Origin of the sequence: Chitinophaga oryzae (assembly GCF_012516375.2) — a bacterium.
GTDB classification, from domain to species: domain Bacteria; phylum Bacteroidota; class Bacteroidia; order Chitinophagales; family Chitinophagaceae; genus Chitinophaga; species Chitinophaga oryzae.
Window position 1 is genome coordinate 4,044,333 of sequence record NZ_CP051204.2, and the last position, 19,039, is coordinate 4,063,371.

Consider the following 19,039-nt stretch of genomic DNA (forward strand, 5'->3'; position numbering starts at 1 on the left):
CTTTATTGATGTTGCAGATAGTTGAGTTCAGTGTAGTGTTTGTAAAAGTCAGTGCGGGCATCGTTGAGTTTGACCTGCGCGTCGTAAAGGTCCTGTTGTATCTCTTTCAGCTGGACCATATCAATGATGCCTTTGTTGATCTTTTGCGTGCTCAGGGTTTCATTCTCCTGCGCCAGCAGGATGTTTTCCTTTTGCAACTGTATGTCGGCGGACGCTTTTTCCAGCAGCAGTTTTTCCTGGCGGTATTTTCTTTCCTGTTCGGACTCGTATTGTTTGAACCGGCTGGAAGCTGCCTGCCACTGCGCTTTTGCGCTGCGTGGCTTAGCGGAAAAGTTAGACCAGGACAGCGGGAAACGCAATTCCACACCGGCGTAGCCGACTGTAAACCACGGAGAGCGGGTGATAAAATTCAGCTGGTCGCCAAAGCCCAGTTGCTGGTAAGAACCTTTAAGATGCAGGCTGGGATAGTAAGCTGCTTTTGTATGCTGGTATTGTTGCGCAGCGACGGCCACTTTCAGTTGCTCCGTTTCATAGTCCGGCAGCTGTGAACTGTTGTACTGGCTGATTTCCAGCGGAGGCAACGGGTCGGCAGCCTGTGTGGCCAGCTGGCTGTCCAGCGGAAAACCCATCCAGAACTTAAGATCGAGATATGCCTCCTGTAAGGATACACCGGCCTGTTGTACAGCCTGCTGCCTGTTTTTTAGCAGGGTGGCGGACTGATTAAATGCGATTTTGTCTGTCAGGCCTTTTTCAAACTGTAGTTTGATGAGGTCATGGATCTGCTGGTAATTGCGGTACAGCTGTTGGGCTACGGTGAGATAGTCCTGCTGCAGCTGCGCGCTGTAATAAGCCATGCGTACGTTTTTCCGCAGCGACCGTTGCAGGGACTGATATTCGCTGGCGCCGGACTGCTGCTGCAGCCTCGCCAGTTTGATCTGCTGCCATGTTTTTACGTCTACCAGCGGGAGCGTAGCTTCTGCGCCATAGTTGCCCATCCATGGGGTACCCATGCGTACCGGTACGAAAGTGCCGGCCGGCTGACCTGCCAGTTCCCCGGGAAATATCTGCACGGGGATCTTCCAGTAGTTGTTCACCGCAGCGGTGACGGTAATGTCGGGGAGCAGTTTGGCCGCGGCGGCTTTGCGGTCCTGCACTGCGGCCGCGGCGGATTGAGCTTTGGCCAGAAGTTCCTGATGATGGGTGCCGGCATAGTCGAGGCACTGTTGCAGACTCAGGGTAGTCGTAGGTTGACCGGTGTCTTTTTCAGGCATGGTCTGTCCGTCTGCCACCCGGATATGAGTGGCCAGCAACAGTAAAAGGATACCTGTTTTCATTATTAATTGATTATAATTCTTTTAGTTCTGAACTTAAAGAACCAGACGCGGCAAAAAAAAGCCGCTAGGAGTGGGCCTTGTTAAGCGCGATGGTCCGCCTCCACCTTTCCAGTATCAGCGGCATTTCCACCAGCATCATTTTATAAAGCATGGATACCTCTTCCAGTTCCTGGTTAAGCTCATCATTCGTTTGACGGATGGACCTGATTTCGTCCAGTATGTGAAAAAACATTTTAATCTTCGCCGTGAGGGTGTCTTCGTTGAACATACTGGTGACATTCGCGGAGAAATAACGTTTCCGTTGCCCACCCATGGTTTTGGCAGAAATCATTTTTGCTGATTCCAGCATCTTAATGCCATTGGATACTGCGCTTTTGCTCACCCCGAAGTATTCCACGATCTGTTCAAACGTTGCTTGATGGCCCTCACACAGCAGCAGGTATATATATACCCGTGCAGCTACCGGCGTAAGGCCAAGGCCTTCCATAGCCGTGCTCAGTTTCTCTATCCTGTCTCTGTAATTTTCCAATGCCGACGTCTTTTGTCATCACAAAATTGAAAAAATAAAGTTGGTTCTCCAAATAAAGAACCAACTTTATTTTTTTGGAAGATGAAATCAAAGGCTTTCCACGCTGGCTAGTCCTTTCTCCACGGCGGTTTCTTTGGTGGCGGTCATACCGGCGCCCTCTATCCGGTAGGTGGTAACGTCCGTGATGCCTAAAAACTCCAGCATATACCGCAGGTAAGGCTCCGCAAAATCAAAAGCAGCCATAGGCCCTTCGGAATAAATACCGTTGGAGGCGATGGCGAGATAGGCTTTTTTCCCCGAAAGCATTCCCGCAGGCCGCCCGTCTTTATAGGTGACGGTTTTGGCTGGTCTTACCACATGATCTATCCATGCTTTGAGCGGGGCAGGAATGTTAAAGTTATAAAGCGGCACCCCGATGACGATCATGTCGGCTTCCTGTATCTGTGCTACTGCTGCGTCAGAAGTCTCCAGCAGGGCCAGCTGTTCGCCGGTGAGCGCATCGGGCGGCGTTCTGTAGGCGTTTACCAGGTCGGTATGTAACCATTCCCATGACTGGCCGGCTACGTCGTTAACAACCACTTCCTTATCCGGATACCGTTGCTGCAGTCTTTCTACAATCCGGTTGCCCAGCAGTATACTATTGGATGATTCCCCGCGCGCACTCGATATGATATGCAAGATGTTTCCCATGATCTGTTTTTTTGAATATTTTTGTTTAATTCTGTAGAAAGAATTTTTTTGACGGTACAAATGTACCTGCCTTTAAGCGCTATACTATCAATGTAACCTACAGGTTAGCACTAACCTATGGGTTAGTAATTCAGAGATATGGAAACAGTAACATGTACAGAAAAATGTAATCAGGTGATGCCGGCGGCGGAAGACGCCTTATATATCATTGCCGGTAAATGGAAAGTACGGATCATCATTACGCTGGCCACGGGTGACAAACGTTTTAACGAACTGCAACGGGCATTGCCAGGCATCTCGGCCAGGGTGTTGTCCAATGAATTGAAAGACCTGGAACTGAATGGCCTTGTCAGCCGGAAAGTGCTGGACAATGGCACGATCCTGTATGTCCGTAACGACTATGCGGACTCGCTGCGCAATGTGATGCACGAACTGGTGCAGTGGGGAATAGGACACAAGGAAAAAATACGGAACAGGGAAATCTGACCGGCTAAAACGATACAAATGATCAGACCCGAAATTATTATCGCGGTAAAGGACGTGGAAAAAAGCTCTGCCTGGTATCAGCAGCTGTTGGGCTGTGAAAGCCGCCATGGCGGCGGTACTTTCGAAATACTGGCCGATCCGGAAGACGACACCGTGGTGTTATGCCTGCACAGATGGGGCGCCCATGAACATCCTACAATGCTGGACCCGGCGCCGGCAGCAGGCAACGGATTGATCCTCTTTTTCCGGGTGACGGACCTTGATGCGGCCTGGAAAAAAGCGCAGCAACTGAAAGCCATCGTGGAAGAGCCGCCGCATATCAATGCCAACTCCCACAGAAATGAGTTCTCCCTCAGGGACCCGGACGGATATTATGTGTCTGTAACGGACTGATAACTTACTGAAAGGCCCGGAACAAACGTTCCGGGCCTTTTTCTCACCACTATATTTTAACTGCCGCTATATTTGCGGTATCTCATTAACGCCTCTACGTAGTAATAGTCGGCGTACGACAAGGGTACGTTGATTTCCACGCCATGTGGTAATGAACCGACGCTTTTCATCAGGATAAAATTATTGTTCCCTCCTTCTTTAGCACGGTAGGTACCGGACGAGAGGCCGGCGATGATCTGCTCTGCTGTTTTCCAATAGGTGTCTGATTGTTTGCCCTTGACCAGCGTGCTCAGTTCCAGCAGGGCGGAAGCCATGACGGCGGCTGCGGAAGCGTCGCGGTAAGCGTGCGGGATATCCGCCGCGTCAAAATCCCAGTAAGGGATTTTGTCTTTCGGCAGCGCCGGATGGTGCAACAGAAAAGACGCTACGGCCACTGCCTGCTGTAGATACCGCGGGTTGCGGGTTTCGCGGTACATCATCGTATAACCGTACAGTGCCCAGGTTTGTCCCCTGGCCCAGGCCGATGAATCCGCCGCGCCCTGGAAAGTCTTTTTGGCCACAGGCTTCCCTGTGAGGGTGTCGTAGTCGATGACGTGCCAGGTACTGAAATCCTTACGGAAATGATGCAGCAGCGTGGTATTGGCGTGCTTTACAGCGATGTTGTAATATGTAGAGTCGCCGGTCTCACGGGTGGCCCAGGTCAGCAATTCCAGGTTCATCATGTTATCGATGATTACGGGAAACTGCCAGTTGCCATGGTCCCATGACCGGATACAATTCACGTTGTTATTAAAGCGGGATGCCAGCGATCGGGCGCTGTTCAGCAGGATGTCCCGGTAGGCCGCCTGCGGCGCAATGCGCAGGGCGTTGCCATAGCTGTTGAACATCATGAACCCGAGGTCGTGGGTCTGCCGGTTGTGTTGCTCTTTTTCCAGCAACTGCAGGCGTTTGTTGGCCTCAGCCAGTATCTGCGGATCTTTGCTGTATTCATAGAGATACCACAGCGTGCCGGGGTAGAAGCCGCTGGTCCACCAGCGGGATTCGGCGGTCATCAGCGTGCCGTCTTTAGCGGTGGTGCGGGGAAGCCTGCCATCCGGCAGCGCCGCCATCATGTGTTTGTACTGTCGCACTGAGAAGGACAATGCCGATTCCACGGTTTGCTTCATCGCGGGCGACATGTTCCGCGTTTTCGTTTGGGCCTTGCCGTTATAAGTCATGGTGAGGCAACAAATCACTATGCACCAACTCCATTTTCCTATTTTCATATCGTTGTTATTTCAGGTAGTTGTAGACAGAATCCAGTTTAAATTGTCGTTGTGATTCCTGGCTGGGGCGCGGTGTTTTGTCAATCTCCGAGAAATAATCGGTGCCGTCCCAGATCAGCCGTCCGCCGGTAACGCGCGGATCGCCGGTGGCAACAAGATGCGCCTGCATCTTAGCGGAGAGTGAATCTTTCAGTTTTGCATACCGTTGGTCGGCTGCGAGGTTGTGCAGCTCATCCGGATCGTTCTTAATGTCGAATAATTCTTCTGCCGGTCGTTTAGCGAAACCCAGTTCAAAGAAAGGTTTGATGGCTGCGCTGTCTTTATGGGCCATGATATAACATTTGGCCAGTCCGGGGTAGTGCAGCATGTAAGGATCGATGTCTCCATACAGCGGCGGATCGCCGGCGGGCCACCTGTCCGGTTCGTAGTTGCGGATGTAGAGGTAGTCGGGCGTACGGATAGCCCTGCCGGGATAGCCCAGCCCATGCTGGCGCACGAAGGCATGACGTTCCCTGCCAAGCACCACAAAGTCCCGCGCGGGAGCTGTCTGTCCTTTGGCAACTATGGGCAACAGGCTTTTGCCGGTCATCTCTTTGGGAACGGCCACCTGTCCCAGCTCCAGGAAGGTAGGCGCGAGGTCGTTCAGCGTCACCAGGTGGTCGGTAGTTTCGTTCTCCCTGAATTTTCCGGGCCAGGAAATGATCAGCGGCACGTGTGTGCCAAAGTCATACAGGTTGGCCAGTCCGCGTGGCATCTGCCAGCCGTTGTCACTGCACACGATGATAACGGTATTTTCCAGGTCGCCGCTTTCCCGGAGCTGTTGCAGGATGGTGCCCAGTTCTCGGTCGAAGGTTTCCACGGCGGCATAGTAGTCCGCAATATCCGTACGTACGTCTTTGCGGTCCGGGAGATAACCGGGCACCTGTACGCTGTCAGCGTGTATGCCTGCCCGTTCACCGCTGCCTACTTCGTAGGGACGGTGCGGTTCGTGGCTGCTCACCCAATAACACCAGGGGGCGCCTTTACGGGCGGAGAGGAAGTCGCCGAAGTTTTTGAACTCGTTGCCGGCGGGATTCCGTTTGCGCTGGTTGGCGGTAAAACTGCCCGGCCCCCAGCCTTTGCCCTGAAAGCCGAGTTCATAGCCGGATGCTTCCAGCAGATCTGTGTAGAGTTTCAGTTTTGCGGGAAGAATGCCCCACAGGTTAGCGCCTTCTTCGATGCGCCAGATGTCCTGGCCCGTGAGCATAGCTGCCCTGGCCGGTGAACAGGAAGGGGAGCTGCAGAAGGCGTTGGTGAACCTCACGCCCTGGCGGGCTATCAGGTCCATGTTGGGTGTTCTTACGGTTTTGTCGCCATAACAACCGGCATGGTTCCATGACTGGTTGTCAGACATGATCATGAGAATGTTGGGCCTCTTTTTCTTTGGTGCGCAGGCGGCGCCAAGCAAACATAACAGCAGGCAGGCAGCCAGGTTGCGGATTGTTTTTATCGTCATGTTATCGGGTTTTAATGATGGCCGGCAGTACGTCGATGGCTTCGGTAGACTGCCCGTTTTCGGTGAGCACGGTACTGTGCTGGTACCGGTGCTGTCCCTGTTGGAAATGCCCTCTGCCATAATGCAGGGCGGTGGTTTGATCGTCGCTGAAAATGTAGAGCAGCGGCGCTTTGTTGTCGTCCAGTTCCGCTACGATATGCCATGTTCCGATGCGCCATTCGCCGTTTTGTTGTGTGACGGGAAGAGTAGCTGCGTTGGGAGCGCCTACCTGCATGACCGTCAGCAGGCGGGCCTGCCGGCCCGGCGCTGTTGTAACGCCGCAATGCCATTGTTCGGTAAAGGGAACGATGTTGCCTTCGTCGTCTGTTTTGCCTTTCCAGTTGATGGCTGGTGCGTTAAAACGCTGATGCACGACCGTATTGGTTTTCGTATGGGCGTAAACGTGTACGCCGGCTTTTACATTTGGTTCGTTGACAGAGAAGGTGTTACCGTCGCCCTGCCGGATGGTGTAAGGGCTATGGGCCTGCCAGGTCCATTTAACGGGTGCTCTGGCCGCCAGTTCATCATACAGTACGATAATGTTGCTGTCGAGCATCAGCATATGGCGGCGGTAGCGGGTTACGCCGGCATCGCCGAATCCGTTCTCCCGGGTGGGTTGCAGGTGATTGAGTTCGAAATGCCCCAGCCAGAACGGTGCCGTCACCGGGCCGTACGCGTTGGAGGCATCGCCCAGCGTGTATTGTATCCGTTTGCCGGCGATGTGCCGGGGCATCCAGCCATAGCCGTTTTCCCCGATACGTTGGCCGAGGCTGTCGGCCAGTATGGTACAATAAGCGCGGGTATTGCGGTAGTGCAGCAGGTTATGTGCGTCGCTGAAGTTGCTGTAAAAGCCGCTGCCGCCAAAGACCAGTTTACCGCCGTAGTTGACGTTGAAAGCATTCTGGCTGGCATGGCCATGGCCGGAAGACCCGAACGGATTGGCGCTCAGGGAGGCCATCAGGTCTTTACGGGTGTCGTCTATATGGGAGTGCATCATGGTCAGCCCAATGTCCGGGAAAGTACGGGAGGCCGGTAATGCGGCAGGAGAGATGATTTCCGGGCGCGGTGTGTTTTTCACCAGCAGGCGGAAGAGCACAAAGTCTTTGTCCCTGCGGAAATAGTCGGGGAACTGTTGCTGTATCGTATGTACGTACCAGTTAAAATAGGGGTTATGTACTTTGCGGGCCAGTGCTTCAGCAAATACCGCCGGTGTGCGGGCGGTGGTCGACAGGTTCTCGTGCATGTCGCCCATGGCTACGGAAGCTGATGCCGGCGGATAGGAATACAGCAGGTAATAGGGCAGGTTCTGCATCCAGGGGGCGGTGAAATAATCCACCCCGCTCAGGTCGCCGAACAGGAGGGACAGGTAGGCGAGCGATACGAAATTAACCCGGAAGTAGCCGTTGCCTTCGTGCCATCCGCCATCTGTGGTGCCCAGCACGGGAAAGCGGGCGCTCCATACCTCGTAGGCGTATTGCAGCCACTGATCAGCCGGGGGCGCGTCATGTGCCAGCGCGATGGCCGAGATCGTGAAGTTACGCAGGATATGTTGCCATATATGGTTATCGCACAGCTGTAACTCGAAACGATTGATCATGTTGCGGCAGATGCCGCTGCCGCGACGGAGGATCGCTTGTTGCAGCGTAGCCCGCTGTGCGGCGGTGAGGCGGTCGTATGCCATGTCGTAGGCCCACGCCATGCCTTCCATGACGTTGCCGTTGTTGAAATCGTCGCGGGTACCGTAGCCGGCAGGATCGAGACTGGCCAGGTGCATGGCGCGGCGAACGGCCTCTGTGGCGTAGCGGGCATCGCCGCTGAGCCAGTAGGCTATGCAGAGCTGGCGGATGGGGTGCGCCACTTTTTCGCCGAAGCCGTGATACATAAACTCTGTCATTTTCTCCTGCTGTTGGGCGGTCATGCCGGTGGTGTCGCGTGGCCGCGTGGGCTTTTCCTCCGGGAGCGGAGCGTTGAGCAGCTTATCTGCGGAGCGCAGCAGGGCGATAGCTTCCGCGTCGTTGCGGTTGGCTTCCCGGAAACCGGTCAGCTGCGCCTGCATGTTCCACAAACGGGGATGCGGCTTGCGGGCTTTCTCCATCATCTGCGGTAGTGTAGGCGTTGCCGTGGGAGCCGACACATAAAAGTACTGTCGCGGTGACCAGCGCCATTCCTCTTTTTCCTGCGCACGGGAGGCATATTGCCAGTACCATTTGCCGGTAGGCAGTGGCGTATGCAACGCGTACATGGCCCAGGGAAGGGTATCGCTTTGCAGGGTGCGCGCGGCAGGAAAAAGGCTGTCCTGGCTGTAACGGACCACATAGCGGGTGTTTTTGCCGGCTACGGCAGGCCATAGTAACGCCTGCGGATCGGTGGCGCCGTTAGCCGGAAACGGCCAGCTGCGCTCCCGTTTATGCAGGAAAGGCGCGGTAATATGTTGATTGGCATCGGGCAACTGCTGCGCGGTGGCGCCCAGGGAGAGCATCACTGCGAGACAGGCCGGCCAGCGAAAAGAAGGAGGCATCTTATGGTTTTAAAGGAGTGAAAGGATCATCGGTAGCCAGGCACCACTGGCGGAGGTAACGGCGGAACCGTTCCTGCATCTGCAGGAAACGTTTGTCCGCAGAAAGACTGTGCATCTCTCCGGGGTCCTGCCGTAAGTCAAACAGCTGTTCCCTGACAGGGCCTTTGTCATACACGATGTATTTGTAACGGGCGGTGATAACGGCTCTGCCGTCTATATCGAGCGACTTCTCGTTATCGGCGAAGGTGGTGGCGATGACCAGCGTATCGCGGAGCGACTGCTGCCGGCCGCTGAGCAGTGGCTGCAGGCTGCGGCCTGCCAGGTAGGCGGGCGGGACCGCGCCGGCATAATCGCAAAGGGTCGGGATGATATCGGTTCCGTTGCATACCAGCTGATCGCTGGTGGTGCCGCCACGGATACCCGGGCCGGCGATGATCAGCGGCACGCTGGCAGATTCTTCGTACAGCACCTGCTTCTGGTTCCAGCGGTGCGCCGCATAGCCGTCCCCGTGGTCGCTGGTGAAAATCACGATGGTATTGTCTTCCAGCTTGTACTTACGGAGGGTTTCCAGCACCATGCCCACGTACTGGTCTACCTGCTCCGTCAATCGGTTGTAAGCCCAGCGGTACGCCCGCCATTGTTCCGGCTGCCATTGCAGGGTGGGATAGGTGCGGTAGTTGGAATGCTGCTGTTCCCGTACAACAGGCGGCTCCTGCGCCGGGATGCCGAAGTTGGCTGGCAATGCCGGCCAGTGGCTGCTGTCAGGCAGGGGAGGCAACAGGTCCATTTTCATATCGTCGCCCCGCGCCCATTCACAGATGTCATGCGGATTCACGAAAGAGGCTACAAGAAAGAAAGGCTGGCGGCTGTCCTGCCTGATAAAGGCGGCGCAGTCGGCAGGCGTGGAGGCATCCATCCAGTCGCGCATCCGGGTGTTTTTCATGTACTGAAAACCGTGCCGCGCGCTGTCGGCCGTCAGTAGCGGGATATGCCACTTGCCGACGTAACCGGTGCGGTAACCGGCAGCTTTCATCAGGCGGCCGGCCATCATCACGGTGTCGGGCCAACGGTTTTCTTTGTCGGAAGCGTTGGTGGTGATCCGCATCTGGTGTGGCATACGGCCGCTGAACATACTAATGCGCGAAGGTGTGCAAAGCGGCTGCGCACAATAAGCGCGGGTGAAACGCACGCCTCTGGCGGCAAGGCGGTCCATCGCCGGCGTATGCAGCTCCCTGTTGCCCGCAATACTCATGGCTTGCGCGGTTTGCTGGTCGGTGATGATCCACAGGATATTGGGCCGTGCAGGCGTGACCGTTTGTGCGGTGGCATGCAGGCTCCAGAAGACTCCCACGCACCATAACCATTGTTGAAAGATCCTGTTCATTTTTCTGAGGGATTAGTGTCTTTGTATTGCCGCTGTAAGGCCAGCAGTTGTTGTTTCAGGCTGTCGGTCACCGGGGCATAGGCCGGGTTGCCGTACTGGTTTTTCATTTCGTGCGGGTCCTGTTGTAAGTCATACAGTTCCCATTCGTCGATGTCGTTGTAGAAATGAATCAGCTTGTAACGCGCCGTACGGATGCCGTAGTGCCGTTTGACCATATGCCACGACGGGTATTCGTAATAGTGATAGTAAGTGGCGGTACGCCAGCCGGCGGGCGCCCGGCCGTTGTTGGCCAGTACAGGTTTTAATGACTTCCCCTGCATGTCTGCCGGGATATGCGCGCCTGCATAGTCCAGCAGGGTAGGTGCAAAGTCCACGTTCATGGCGAAGGCGTCGCTGCTGCTGCCCGGACGGATGCCCGGCGGGTAACGTATCAGCAGTGGCATACGGTAACATTCTTCATACATCATCCGCTTATCGAAGAAGCCATGTTCGCCCAGAAAGAAACCCTGGTCAGACGTATACACGATGATAGTGTTGTCCAGTTCCCCGGTGGCTTCAAGATGCTTCAACAGGCGACCTACATTGTCGTCTACTGCTTTTACACAGGAAAGGTAATCCCGCATGTATTGCTGGTATTTCCAGCGCACGAGGTCCGCGCCCCGGGGCTTCAGCCGGTTGTATTCGGCTACACGGCCGGCATAGGCTTTATTCCACTGTACTTTCTCTGCCGGCGTCAGGCGGTTGTACACCTGGAAAAAACGATGCAGGTCTTCGGCCTTGTTGTTGGCCTGTTTGTAGTCGTCGCCTTTGGAGTCTTTGAAGGCGCGGCGTGCAGGGCGTTGCTCCATGGCGCGCAACGTGTCTGCTGCGGCCACTTTGAGGTCCCAGGCATCCCACATATCGGTGCTGATGTTCATCAGCTGCTCTCTGGCGGCCCTTCCACGGTCGCGGAAATCGTCCAGCAGATTGGGTGGCTCGGGAAACGTGATACTGTCGAAGGTGCCCAGGTCGCGAACAGCCGGCATCCAGTTTCGATGCGGTGCTTTATGCTGGTAGATGAGCAGATAGGGCTTGCTTTTATCACGATGTTCCAGGAAACGTATCGCCTTGTCGGTGATCACATCTGTCACATAACCCTGCTCCCGGATGGTATCGCCGTTCTCTATAAAATCAGGTTGATAGTACTCTCCCTGGTTCGGCAGGATGCTGTAGTAGTCAAATCCTACCGGAAGGGAGCCCAGGTGCCATTTGCCGATCATTGCTGTCTGGTAACCTGCCTGGTGCAGCAGCTGCGGATAGATTACCTGGCTGCTATCGAAGGTTTTGGCGTTGTCAGTCAGCCCGTTGATATGGTTGTACTTTCCGGTGAGGATAGTGGCACGGGAAGGACCGCAAACGGCATTGGTCACGAAGCAGTTCCGGAACAGCATTCCCTCACTGGCCAGCCGGTCCAGGTGGGGCGTCCGGACCAGCGAGGTATCATAACAGCTCATCGCCCTTGTGGTATGGTCGTCTGTCATGATGAAAATGATGTTGGGCCGTTTCTCCGGCTTTTTGGGCTGACAACTGCATAGCATGGCAAGCCCGGCACAACAGCCAAGGGCGTTGCGAAGGAGCGTTGATCGCATATGTTTCGTTTATGGTTTCAGGTTATATCCGAGTTCGTAGGATTGTTGGTCAATAGTAACGGTGGCGCTTACACGGTTTTCGTCAGCCGCCTTCACAGCAGCCCGGATAACGGGCGTCTTTCCGCTCACCGGGTATATGACGGTAATGAAACGCTGTGTCTTCCCGTCCTGTTTGGCGGACTGAAAAGCATACGCGTCCCGCTGTTCTTTCTGCCGGTAGGCATACGATACATAGCTGTCTTCTTTGGCCATAGTAGCTGGCTGCGCGGGAAAACACTGCAACAGCACATTGTTATGGTCATTGAAGTTGGTCGTTACTGTTAACGCTTTATGGTCTGCGGTCGTTGGGCCTTCTTTGAAACCATAGTGCAGGGCTACCTCCCCGGTGGCGTCTCCGATGGCTTCATCGATGATCACAAAAAAACGTTTCTCTACAAAGTAAACGGAACGGCGATGGGTGAGCCCTTTGTAGCTTGGGTTTTCATATACCAGCTGGTCCAGCCGGGGGAAGTGTTCCATTGTAGGCGCTTTGCGTTGACTTCCATATCGGCGTTGTCCAGGGTCAGGGTATTGTGTACCCTCGTCTGGCGGAACCAGTTGCGTTCCTTCATCACGGCTTCGTCGCCGCCATAAACATAACAACCTGCGTCCGGGAAGAAATTGCGGCCATGGATGTACAGTTCAAAAGTACCGTTGTCCGGCTGGCTGTGCCAGAAAGCCGGCGGACTGGCTTTGAGCACCATCATGGTGGCATCCGGCGTCCAGCCGTTGCGGAAGATATAGATGCCGCCGTCTTTTAAGGCATTTGACAGGTGCGCGGGCGGTGTTCCTTTTTTGAAGTCGGTGGCGAAATAACGGATCACTTCATTGTCAGGAAATACTTTTGCCCAGCCTTTAAAATCTCTCAGCAGGCCCGATTTCTTTTCCAGCTTGGCATCGCTGAACATGGGATAGGTATAGTCGGGAAAGGTGAATTCCGCTACGGCCATGATCATATTCTCCACGGTAGCCTTGTAGGAGGCGGGGAACTGGTCCGCAATGCCATTGATCTGCAATATTTCCAGCGCCCGGCAGAAAATCTGTATGGCGGCAATGTGATAGTTGAATGACAGCTCAAACTGCAGTCCGTCAGGATATACCTGCACGCCTATTTCCTTATTGAGGATGCCGGTGCCGGAAGCCCGCCATGCGGCGGCGTCGCGGTATTCCGGGAAGAAAGTGCCGGCGGTGATGATACGCTGCGCTTCAAACAGCAGGTGGTTGCCCTTTTCTGAATAGTGATGCACGATGTAGTCGGCATGGACATAGTAGTTATGCAGGAAAGCCAGCAGGAATTCAGGCGTGAACGCCGGCGAGTGCAGGAAGTACTGGAACTGGGCCGTTTGGCTTGCCACCCGGTGACTGATCTCCAGGGGACGCCATGCAAAGCGGTCATTTTCAGGAGAGAGCCCCTGAGGGTTTTTAGCCATCCAGTCAAGATACTGACTGGCCCATGCTTTGGCATATTGCTCGTCGCCGGTGGCGCGGTACATTTGGCCCATAGGTTCCCACCAGTACATCCGGTGTAACTGCCAGCGCAGTTCATTGTCTTTCACCGGCCACAGCTGCCAGTTGATGTCATCGCCGTAGAAATAGGGTTTATAACCTTTATGGGCAAAGAAGATATGTTTCAGCCCGTCTTCCGCTTTCTTCCGTTCTTCGGCATTGGGCATCGGTACGGGCCCGGTGGCTTCCACTTCCGGATGATGTACGTCCTTACGTTGACGGTAGTACGCTAACAGCTGTACCGCTGCGTTGCGGTAGTCTTTTTTCAGCCAGCTGGCTTTTACTTTTTCCAGTCCTTTCCGGTCAAGGTCCAGCCGGGAGAATACGCTGGTGTCTGACTGGGCCGTCAGACGCTGCTGCCCTGCCAGGAGCAGGACAGACAGCAGCGGAAGGAGAGCCTTTATGAAACGTGCCATGGATCAGTATTTTGGGTTTTGGGTGAGGGTTGGGTTTTCGTCGCGCTCGCGTTGCGGGATGGGGAAAAGTTCGTGTTTACCATCCTGGAAGTTGTCGCCTGCCACGTAGGGGAAATTGGCGCGGTAGGCTTTCAGGGCGGTCTGCGTAGCACGGATTTTAGCGCCCAGCATGTTCCAGCGGATCAGGTCCCATTTGCGGAAACCTTCGAAGCACAGCTCATGCGCTCTTTCATCCACGAGTGCGTTAAAGAAAGCCGCTTGTGCCAGGCCGGGCGTTAAATCCGGCAGGCCGGCCCTGTGGCGTACTTCATTGACGGCGCTGTAGGCCAACTGTGTGGGGCCGTTCACTTCATTTTCTGCTTCGGCCTGCATCAGCAGCACATCGGCATAACGCAGCAGCACCCAGTTAATATCTGTGTTGTTGGGATCTTTGGGAGAAGTACCCTGCCAGTTGCGCCGCCACTTCCCGGGAGCCCATTTGGCATCGGCGGTACCGGTCAGCGGTACGGTATTGCCGTTTTTGTCGATCTGGAAGGTCGCCACGGCTACGTCTCTACGGAGATCGTCTTTTTCAAAGGTTTTCTGAAACAGCGGATGAGTGACGTAGAAGGAATTGGCGCGGCCGTAGGGGCTGGCAGCGTCGCACAACGGGCTGTTCCAGGTGCCGATCACGCCGCTGTTGGAGGCTTGTCCCAGCGGGTTGAAAAGCGCTGCTTCGAACATGCTCTCTTTGGGTTCCAGCTTCAGCGAACAATAGTTACGGAACACCTGCTCATAGCTGGTGTTCAGGGAATGTTCGCCGGAGGCGATAACAGCTTTGGTCTGTGTGAGCGCGCTGTCGTAATACTGGCGGTAGTTGTCGGGACGTTTCATGGTACCGTCCTGGCGGAGGGAGTAACCGCCACGATAGAGGTACACGCGTGCCAGGATACCTTTTACTGCGCCTTTGCTTACCCGTTCGTCCTGTCCTTTGGCCGAATTCCAGGGCACGGTGGCAGCAGCGGCTTTCAGATCGGTAATGATCTGGTCGTATACCTTTTCCCGGTCTGTCCGGGGCAGCTGTAATTGCTCGGTGGGTGACTGGGTGGGGGTGGTTTTCAGGGGTACGTCTCCCCATAATCTTACCAGGTCGAAGTAGTACAATGCGCGCAGAAATTGGGCTTCGCCCAGCAGGCGGGCCAGTGTTTTTTTCTGGTCTTCCGTTCCGTTTTTATAGAGTTCCATCTCCGGGATTCGCTGGATCACCAGGTTGGCACGGTCGATGCCGATATACAACATGCGCCATGTTTCCCGCAGCCACGGATGGGTGGGAGACACGCCATAGTGGGCCAGGATCCGTTTTTCATCATTCAGCACGTTGCCCTGTACCTGTGCGATGTCGGTATCGATGGCGTAGGCCAGCGACAGGTAAAAACCGTAGGTGCTTTGTTCCCCTAAAACGTCATACACGCCCATGGTGGCCATGGTGGCCTGGTTTACGTTTTTGAAGAAGGTATTGGAAGCATAATAGGAGTATGGATCTTCTTCCAGTTGCTTCTCACAGGAGGCAACGGACATCATCATCAGCCCGGCGGCCGCAAACGGCGTTAGCTTCCGGCATATGGCACTACCAAAGGCAGTCAGTTTATGGTAAGTCATCGGAGGAGTGTTTAATAGTTTTAAAATGCAACATTAGCGCCCACAGTGTAGGAGCGGCTTCTGGGGTAGGCCCCGAAATCTACGCCCGGCGTGATGCCGCCCTGGTTGCGGGTGCTTACTTCCGGATCATAACCGCTGTAAGATGTGAACGTATGAATGTTGTACGCAGTGAAGTAAAGCCGGCAGCTGTTAACCTTCACGCGGCCCAGCAGGCTTTTGGGAAGATTGTATCCCAGGCTGATATTGTTGATCCGCAGGAAGGAACCGTCTTCCACCATCTGGTCGTAGAACTTGAGATCGCGGCCGCTGCCTTCGAGCGACGGAATGGTCTTTCCATTATTGACCTCCGCCAGCTGCGCCGGATCGGTGATCTTATTGCCGTTCCCGTCAATAGTACTCCAGCGGTCTTTGATATAGGCGTAGGCGTTACGGTAGGCCAGGTAAGTCTGGCTGTTCACCAGTTTGTTGGCGTTGTAAATTTTATTGCCGTACATCCAGTTGATGAAGACGCTCAGGTCAAAACCTTTATAGGAGAAAGTATTGGTGATGCCGCCATAATGTTTGGGGGTGGCGTCGCCAATCACCGTGCGGTCGTCTGAGGTAATCAGGCCGTCTGTTTTGCCACCCGGACCGGAAACGTCCTGCAGTTTCAGGTAGCCGGGTTTGGGATAGTCGTTGGGGTTATAAGGGATGCCGGGCTTTAAAGTATATTTCTGAGTAGCCGGGTCATAATCGAAATCGCTGACCTGGTACACGCCGTCGGATTTATAACCGTACATGAGCCCTACAGGCGAGCCTACCTGCACCAGGTAATCGCCTTCTTTCAGCGCGCCGTAGCCGGATTCGCCGTAGAAGAAACTGGGGCCGGCCAGCGCTTTCACTTTGTTTTTGTTAAAGGAGATGTTGAAGATTGTCCGCCACTCAAACTGTTTTTTGCTGATGTTGACAGTGTTCAGGGTCAGCTCTAACCCCTGGTTACTGGTTTCGCCGATATTTTTCAACACAGCGGTGTAACCGGAGAGATAGGGCACCTGTGCATTCAGGAGGAGGTCGCGGGTATTATTGCGGTAATAGTCCGCTGTCAGTTGTATCCGCTGGTCGAGGAAACCGATGTCTGCACCGATGTTCTGGGAGACGGTGGTTTCCCATTTCAGGTTGGGATTGGGCAGGGTAGTGGAGCCTACGCCGATGACCGGTTGATCGTTCAGCGGGTAATAGTTGGTGCCCAGGAGGGACAGGGATAGATAGTTATTGATACGGTTGTTACCCGACTGGCCATAGCTCAGGCGGAACTTCAGGTCGGACAGCAGGTGTTGCTGTTTCATGAAGTTCTCCTCAATAGCACGCCATGCCAGCGCTACAGAGGGGAAGTAGCCGAATTTGTTGCCCGAGCCGAATTTGGAAGAGCCGTCGGCGCGCATACTGGCCGTTACAAGGTAGCGGTCTTTGTAGCTGTAGTTGGCCCTGCCGAAGAAAGAGATCAGTTTCTCGTCGTCACGGAAGGAGCGGGGGATGCCTGCCAGTGCGCCCTGTGAGAGATCGTCGAGGCCAATGTCGCCATTTGGAAATTTAGCGGCGCTGGCTTCCACGAAGCGGGAGGTGGCATAAAGCTGCTCCTGGCCGATCAGTAGGTTCAGTTTATGTTTTTTATGGAAGGTTTTGTCGAAAGTCAGTGTATTGGAGTAGTTCCAGCTGCTGCCCTGTGTAAGGCCGATGGAGCCGTTGGGGCCACCGGTGCGGCGGGCGTTAACGGACCGGTCGCCGTTGAATAAATTCGCATCGCGGTTGTTGGCTTTCAGTCCCACGACGCCTTTATAAGTCAGATTTTTGAGCAGCTTGTATTCCAGCGCGCCGTTGAGGTACAGGGCTTTCAGGTCGGTGCTGCGGTATTCTGCGAAGGCGTTGGTACGCGGATTTTGCATCACGTTGCCGTTGTCGTCCTGGAGAGCGGGATCTTCGTCAACATTTACGAGATCGATGTCATTGCCGCTTTTACCGATAGTGGGACGGTATTGCAGGATGTTCATCAGTTTGTTGAACCGGTTTTCGCCTTCGGAGGTGCCGCTGCCATAGATGTTCTGGGTGGTATAAGTCACGCTGGCGGATACTTTCAGCCGGTTGTTGTCGCTGTGGTCGATGCTCAGTTTGGCAACGTTCTTTTTGGCGCCGCTGTTGACCATGATGCCCTGTTCATTATTGAAGGAGTAGAACAGGTTGAAGCGGGTGTTTTTATTGCCGCCGCTGGCGCCGATTTTATGGTACTGTGTGGTGGCATTGCCGCCATACATCTGTTGCTGCCAGTCGATGCCCGGTCTGCCTTCGTACAGTGTTTTCAGCTCGCTGAAGGCGCCGTAGCGGGTGGTGAATTTCTGCAGGAGGTCGGGGTCGCCCATGCTTCTTTCATAGTCCATCAGCACGTAATCGTAGGGCGTCATCATATCGATCTTGCTGGTCACCTGTTTGCCGCCGTAGTACATATCGTAGGATACCTGTGTGCGGCCGCTGACGCCTTTTTTGGTGGTCACCAGCACTACGCCGTTGGCGCCGCGGGCGCCGTAGATGGCAGTAGCGGAGGCGTCTTTCAGGACTTCAATATTTTCGATGTCGGTGGGATCGAGGAAGCTGAGGCCGTCTGTTTGCGGGAATCCGTCGATCACATAAAGGGGCTCATTACTTTGGGTGATGGAGCCGCCACCTCTTATTTTAATGGAGATGCCTGCGCCCGGGGAACCTTCTGCCGCGGATACCTGCACACCTGCGGCGCGGCCTGCGAGGGCCTGCGCCACGTTCTGTACCGGCACTTTGGCCAGGTCGCTGCCTTTAACGGAGGCGATGGAGCCGGTAAGGTCGCGGCGTTTAACAGTGCCGTAGCCTACCACTACTACTTCATCCAGCCCTTTTACATCTTCCTGCAGTGTCATCTTCACCGGGGCATTGTCGCTCACGGTAAGGTGCATCTTACGGTAACCCATCAACGAAAACACCAGGACTTCCCCTTTGGGAGCTACTATTTTAAACTGGCCGCTGGCGGCGGAGGAAACGCCTTTGGAGGTACCCTGTATGTGCACCGCCACGCCCGGAAGCGGGTTGCCGGCGGCATCAGTGATTTTGCCGGTAACGGTGATACCGGTATCTATCGCCAGCGGGATGTCTTTGGAAAGCGCTTCCAGTTCACCGGCAGCCAGGTATTCGAGCCCGCTGCTCCTGGGTTTGGCTTTCAGAATGATGTATTGTTTACCGAGGGGTTCAAAGATCACGCCGGCAGGGGCGAGGACTTTCTCCAGCACGGTACTGAGTTTCTCGTTGACGAAAGTGCCGTTCAGCTCCGGGTAAGATAGAAAAAGATTGGTCGTATAGGAAAAACGAAGGCCCGTAAGGTCGGTGATATGCTCCAGCGCCTGTTCTACCGGCTCATGATGAAGCGAGATGGTGATACGTGCATTCAGCGATTTCTGCGCGCGGGCGTCCCTGCCATACAACAGGCCCGCCCCCAGCATCACGATAAGTAAAGGTAGAATGGTAGTTCGCATAATTATAAGCAATAGCTTACTTATACAATCATTTAATTGCATAACTTCGTAGTGGTTTGGTTAATAAAATGTAGTGACTAAGCCATTTGCAGGGATGTTGGCGCATCCCTGTTTTTGTTTGTTACATGCTGACGCTGATTATATGTTAG

General features: G+C 54.6%; 14 protein-coding genes. 2 read left to right on the forward strand and 12 right to left on the reverse strand.

What is annotated here, in order from left to right; all coding sequences use genetic code 11:
* Window positions 1-2 precede the first annotated feature (2 nt).
* From HF324_RS16805 to HF324_RS16815, 3 genes are all read right to left on the reverse strand, one after another.
* On the reverse strand, window positions 3-1,334 hold the full coding sequence (locus tag HF324_RS16805; protein WP_168860311.1) for a TolC family protein: 1,332 nt from the start codon (window positions 1,332-1,334) through the stop codon (window positions 3-5).
* Window positions 1,335-1,398: 64 nt separating this feature from the next.
* Entirely contained in the window at window positions 1,399-1,863 is a 465-nt protein-coding gene (locus tag HF324_RS16810; RefSeq protein ID WP_168803578.1) for a GbsR/MarR family transcriptional regulator, read from the reverse strand.
* An 87-nt stretch (window positions 1,864-1,950) separates the two neighbouring features.
* Complete coding sequence (locus HF324_RS16815; protein ID WP_168803579.1) at window positions 1,951-2,553, reverse strand: FMN-dependent NADH-azoreductase; 603 nt, start codon at window positions 2,551-2,553, stop codon at window positions 1,951-1,953.
* Between the two features lie 138 nt (window positions 2,554-2,691).
* Here HF324_RS16815 and HF324_RS16820 point away from each other — a divergent pair, with 138 nt between their 5' ends.
* A complete protein-coding gene (locus HF324_RS16820; protein ID WP_168803580.1) occupies window positions 2,692-3,039 on the forward strand; it encodes a winged helix-turn-helix transcriptional regulator in 348 nt (115 codons plus the stop codon).
* A gap of 18 nt (window positions 3,040-3,057) precedes the next feature.
* Window positions 3,058-3,432, forward strand: a complete 375-nt coding sequence (locus HF324_RS16825; protein WP_168803581.1) for a VOC family protein — start codon at window positions 3,058-3,060, stop codon at window positions 3,430-3,432.
* 56 nt (window positions 3,433-3,488) lie between these two features.
* Here the strand turns inward: HF324_RS16825 and HF324_RS16830 are convergent, their stop codons facing one another.
* The 9 genes from HF324_RS16830 to HF324_RS16865 are packed head-to-tail and all read right to left on the reverse strand — an operon-like array spanning window position 3,489 to window position 18,890.
* Window positions 3,489-4,697: a glycoside hydrolase family 88 protein gene (locus HF324_RS16830; protein ID WP_168803582.1), complete on the reverse strand. Its 1,209-nt coding sequence runs from the start codon at window positions 4,695-4,697 to the stop codon at window positions 3,489-3,491.
* 7 nt (window positions 4,698-4,704) lie between these two features.
* The gene (locus HF324_RS16835; protein ID WP_168803583.1) at window positions 4,705-6,192 is read right to left on the reverse strand and encodes a sulfatase family protein; all 1,488 of its coding nucleotides are present in this window, start codon (window positions 6,190-6,192) and stop codon (window positions 4,705-4,707) included.
* A gap of 1 nt (window position 6,193) precedes the next feature.
* A complete protein-coding gene (locus HF324_RS16840) occupies window positions 6,194-8,749 on the reverse strand; it encodes a DUF4962 domain-containing protein (protein ID WP_168860312.1) in 2,556 nt (851 codons plus the stop codon).
* Between the two features lies 1 nt (window position 8,750).
* On the reverse strand, window positions 8,751-10,133 hold the full coding sequence (locus HF324_RS16845) for a sulfatase family protein (protein ID WP_168803585.1): 1,383 nt from the start codon (window positions 10,131-10,133) through the stop codon (window positions 8,751-8,753).
* Window positions 10,130-11,761 (reverse strand): sulfatase family protein, encoded by a 1,632-nt coding sequence (locus tag HF324_RS16850; RefSeq protein WP_168860313.1) that lies wholly within the window; start codon window positions 11,759-11,761, stop codon window positions 10,130-10,132. The genes HF324_RS16845 and HF324_RS16850 overlap by 4 nt, the downstream gene beginning before the upstream one ends.
* A 9-nt stretch (window positions 11,762-11,770) precedes the next feature.
* A complete protein-coding gene (locus tag HF324_RS33415) occupies window positions 11,771-12,280 on the reverse strand; it encodes a heparinase II/III domain-containing protein (RefSeq protein ID WP_220101325.1) in 510 nt (169 codons plus the stop codon).
* Window positions 12,193-13,722, reverse strand: a complete 1,530-nt coding sequence (locus tag HF324_RS16855; RefSeq protein ID WP_220101326.1) for a heparinase II/III family protein — start codon at window positions 13,720-13,722, stop codon at window positions 12,193-12,195. Before HF324_RS16855 ends, HF324_RS33415 begins: the two co-directional genes overlap by 88 nt.
* 3 nt (window positions 13,723-13,725) lie before the next feature.
* The gene (locus tag HF324_RS16860) at window positions 13,726-15,360 is read right to left on the reverse strand and encodes a RagB/SusD family nutrient uptake outer membrane protein (protein WP_168860314.1); all 1,635 of its coding nucleotides are present in this window, start codon (window positions 15,358-15,360) and stop codon (window positions 13,726-13,728) included.
* Between the two features lie 20 nt (window positions 15,361-15,380).
* Complete coding sequence (locus tag HF324_RS16865) at window positions 15,381-18,890, reverse strand: SusC/RagA family TonB-linked outer membrane protein (RefSeq protein ID WP_258539541.1); 3,510 nt, start codon at window positions 18,888-18,890, stop codon at window positions 15,381-15,383.
* Window positions 18,891-19,039: the final 149 nt, after the last annotated feature.